This window comes from Halocatena pleomorpha, from assembly GCF_003862495.1.
Lineage (GTDB): Archaea > Halobacteriota > Halobacteria > Halobacteriales > Haloarculaceae > Halocatena > Halocatena pleomorpha.
The window spans coordinates 1-3889 of sequence record NZ_RRCH01000051.1 but is presented as its reverse complement, the minus strand read 5'-3'; the positions used below and the strand labels follow the sequence as shown (position 1 = coordinate 3889).

Sequence of the window (3889 nt, the reverse complement as noted above, 5' to 3'; positions counted from 1 at the left end):
TGAACCAGTTGGCAAGGAGCGATGGAGCGTGTTTCGGTGGGCTACTGACGAACAGGTGAACGTGGTCGGGTTGGATGGTGAGGTCGATAATCTCCAATCCCTTATCGTCGGCTATTTCGTGGAGAATGGTTTCCACATGGCGCGCAACCTCACCGACAAGTACCGATTGGCGGTACTTCGGTATCCACACTATGTGGTAGTTGAGGTTGTAGGTCGCGTGCCGTGTGGTCTTCATCGCACTGCACACTATACCTTGAGCGACTATAAAACCACCGAAAAGCGTAGAGAGATCCAGTTCAGCTATCGAATGAGGTTGTGTACGCTATGGTCCGCTCGACCTGCGCCTGAAGACGCAGGTATGCGCTCGTAACTGTATCAAGTTAGATTTTGTGGAACGAGAAGCGACACCACCGTTTTTGGTGAAGCTTAGTATTCATCTACACCTTACTGGATTCTCGCTTTCGAATACTGTATCTATTCTTGAGACATTTGGTGTCGAACGTGCATGATCTACAGTTTACAATTGGGTTCACAAGGCAGAGCTACAGCCTACAGATGGACACACGCCGGATCACGCTGTGGTTGACGAGACCGTGATCCAACGCAATGATGAACGCTATTGGCTGTATGCAGCGGTCGATCCTGAGACACACGAATTACTCCATACAGCGCTGGAACCGACACGGCCTCCTCGCGACCCGTGCCACCGAGCACGGGGAACGCCGGAAACGACACGTTCCCCCCAGAGCAAGTGAACGATCTTCTCCGGGACGAATTCAGACTCTTCTAGCAGTCTGAAAGTTCGAACACCAAATCGACGGGTAGCACATTCCACAGTAGCGACACAGACACTACCGGCTTCGACAGACGAGTTCTGAGCGACGAGAGAGCGATAAGCTCTGTGTGCCTACGATGCCGCTTCCGTGACAAACTCCTCGACGATCTCGTCCTTCGACTAGCCGCACTTGCGTGGCATGGTATCAAGCACGGGTGATCAGTATCCGCGTGGTGTTCCAGAGCATCCTACGGATGTCCGTGACGGAGAGCTTACCGATCTGGTATCGGTGGGTCGCCCTCGATGGTACTCGCTCGCGTGTTGTATCGAGATGGAACGGGCTGGCCCGCTTTGAGCGTACATGTCTTCACGCATTCCCATGTAGGCATGCTGTTCCCAGAAGGCGTTTTCGTGGATCTGCCAGTTCCGTCTACGCTTGAGCACTCAGGTATTGGCCTCTATTTCACTCAGCATCTTAACAAATTCCGGATCTCGATGGTCAGGGAACAGAGATTCAGCTTCGTTTAGCTCCGAGATCTTGTTCATATCTTCGACACTCAGTTCGAAATCGAAGACATCGAAGTTCTCGACGATCCGCTCCTCGTGGACTGACTTGGGAATCGCAACAATCCCTCGCTGTATCAGCCATCGAAGAACGACTTGTGCAGCTGATTTGCCGTACTGCTCGCCGATCGAAACCAGCACGTCGTTCTCGAAGAGGTTGTTCCGTCCTTCAGCGAACGGCCCCCAAGACTCATGCTGAATCTCATACTCGCTCAGGAACTCAGCGTCTTCGGTTCGCTGGTAGAAGGGGTGTGTCTCGATCTGATTGACTGCGGGGACGACCTCGTTCTGGACGATCAGGTCGATTAAGCGATCCGGGTAGAAGTTGCTAACACCGATAGCCCGGATCTCGTTTTCGCTGTACAGGTCCTCCATTGCCCGCCATGAGCCATGAACGTCACCGAAGGGCTGATGGATCAGATACAGATCCAGATAGTCCAGTCCCAATCGATCGAGTGACCGTTCGAACGCCTGTTTCGTGCTTTCGTAACCAGCATCCTGTATCCAAAGCTTCGTGGTGACGAACACATCCTCCCTCGCCACACTACTCGCCTCAATTGCTCTGCCGATCGCCTCTTCGTTCTCATACCCGGCCGCAGTATCGATAAGACGATACCCGGTATGGAGCGCTTCGGAGACGCTTCGTTCACATACTTCGAGATCTTCGATCTGATACGTACCGAATCCGAGGATCGGCATTTCTACACCGTTGTTTAGCTTGACGGTTTCCATTTCCACATTAGATTGTAGACCGCACGCTATTTGGATGCGATGCTATTTTAAAAACTCATTTAAGTGCTTTCGGCTGGCCCGAACACTCTTCCATGAAACGTACCGCAGAGCAGTATCTGATTAGAGACTCAGTAAGTAGTTCAAGCACGAGACAACCATCAATATACGATCAATATACGATCAATATACGATCAATATACGGATAATCACGGGGAAAACAGCGATGATCAGATAGAAATTGATCTCGGTAGATTTCTGACTTCGTAGCTCGAAAATATGCTATCACGTCGAAAGGTCATTCAGTTGTGGCTGTGTCCCGATCGTCGACGTGAGTAACCGGCGCTCCCCTCGGCGAAGAAGATTCGACATTGAGGGTTGGGAGATACCCATTTCCTTAGCCAACTCGCCGGCTGTAGCCTGGCGGGGATTTTCGTAGTATCCGCGAGAGATAGCGAGCGCCAGTGCCTCGTGTTGCCGGTCTGTTAATCCGTACTGTGCGTGTTCATCTGGGGCAGGAGAGTCCTGTGTAATCGAGATGAGATCGATAGAAATACTGTACTCATCGCAATGATTCCGCATGTTATTGAACGACTCATAGTCTGGAAAAATCTTCTTCTCATACCACCCCTCCGGGGTAATGATTGTCGGTTCTATTTGGGTCTTGGCGAACCGTTCAGGAACAAACGCTTTCGAAACAACATCATCCAGTTGGATGCTAAGCTGATAGACGTCCCTGCCGTTTGCGCGTCCGAGTAGGGTTGTCTCTACTACTTCATCGAGGGTGGAAAGGTCACTTTCGGACACGTTGTCAGCCGGGTCGAGATGGACCACAAACACCCGAGAGTCCCTTCCAAGACATAGGCCATGTACACACTCGATTTGGTTCGATGGTAACGATTCTGCGAAACCGATGAACGGTAGCGAAGGTGAACTGACGAGGAATTCCGCAGTAACTGTCATAGATGTAGTGAAACGCTATCTAGACTTAACTCTCTAGGTCGTTACAGTTGATATCACCTACATCAAGTCGTATCTGTGGCCGCGACGTTTACCGAGTTGGAAGCGGCGATCAAGCGGGCGAACGTCCGTGAAGGGATTGCCGCAGCGCGCGAACAGGGCAAATGGCACGGTCGGCCGCCGTTCGGCTTCGATGAGGGGTCCGACGAGTATCTCACACCGAATGACGACGAGAAAGGGGTCGTGGTGCTCGATGCACTCGATAACGGGGCGAGCAGGCGACAACTCGCTCGGTCACTCGGCATTTCGCGCTCAACAGTGCGGACGATTGCAGAGAACCGTGAGCGATATACAGCCCTGTAGATCATTATTTGAGTACATTACATGATTAAGTAAAAGAATTGCATCTGCACGGACGGAGGGACGGTCGAGACCGTAGCCACTTGTGGGTCCGTTGCTCGTCACTTGCTGAATGCTCAACTGGGGTGCATGTTCACCTACTAGGTTGTACTATCTGAGTGACAGTCCTGATGACGTTCACCAAGCTTCGATCCAACTAGGGTTCCTCTGTAACACAATTCGACCAAGGAGAAGAGTATCTAATGAGCGCTCCAATCGTCTAGGGTCCTGCTGTAACGAAATGCGGCGACGGCAGCCCGGTTGGGACATCTAGCTTCAACCCGTCTAGGGTCCTGCTGTAACACGATCGCGCGCCGGATCACGGTGCTCGGCTGCTCGACGCTTCAACCCGTCTAGGGTCCTGCTGTAACGCTGCCTCGTCCGTCACGGACCGGACAACCTCGATGCTTCAACCCGTCTAGGGTCCTGCTGTAACTCAGCAATAACGACGTGCGTAACTGA

General features: G+C 52.1%; 4 protein-coding genes and 2 pseudogenes. 2 read left to right on the top strand and 4 right to left on the bottom strand.

Annotated elements, in window-relative coordinates; all coding sequences use genetic code 11:
• The coding region (gene tnpA / locus EIK79_RS17555) for an IS200/IS605 family transposase (protein ID WP_124957073.1) at positions 1-235 on the bottom strand (235 nt) is incomplete at its 3' end.
• 103 nt (positions 236-338) lie between these two features.
• On the opposite strand from tnpA, the pseudogene EIK79_RS17550 reads away from it, so the two are divergent.
• Positions 339-683, top strand: a pseudogene (locus EIK79_RS17550) (hypothetical protein); the annotation flags it as partial.
• A 300-nt stretch (positions 684-983) separates the two neighbouring features.
• Here EIK79_RS17550 and EIK79_RS18865 read toward each other — a convergent pair.
• From EIK79_RS18865 to EIK79_RS17535, 3 genes and pseudogenes are all read right to left on the bottom strand, one after another.
• A pseudogene (locus EIK79_RS18865) lies at positions 984-1216 on the bottom strand (transposase); the annotation flags it as partial.
• 3 nt (positions 1217-1219) lie between these two features.
• Positions 1220-2038, bottom strand: coding sequence for an aldo/keto reductase (locus tag EIK79_RS17540; protein ID WP_233738260.1), 819 nt, complete (start codon positions 2036-2038; stop codon positions 1220-1222).
• A 315-nt stretch (positions 2039-2353) separates the two neighbouring features.
• Entirely contained in the window at positions 2354-3031 is a 678-nt protein-coding gene (locus EIK79_RS17535; protein ID WP_124957071.1) for a helix-turn-helix domain-containing protein, read from the bottom strand.
• A 75-nt stretch (positions 3032-3106) separates the two neighbouring features.
• On the opposite strand from EIK79_RS17535, the gene EIK79_RS17530 reads away from it, so the two are divergent.
• Complete coding sequence (locus EIK79_RS17530) at positions 3107-3391, top strand: helix-turn-helix domain-containing protein (RefSeq protein ID WP_124957069.1); 285 nt, start codon at positions 3107-3109, stop codon at positions 3389-3391.
• The last annotated feature ends 498 nt before the right edge of the window (positions 3392-3889 follow it).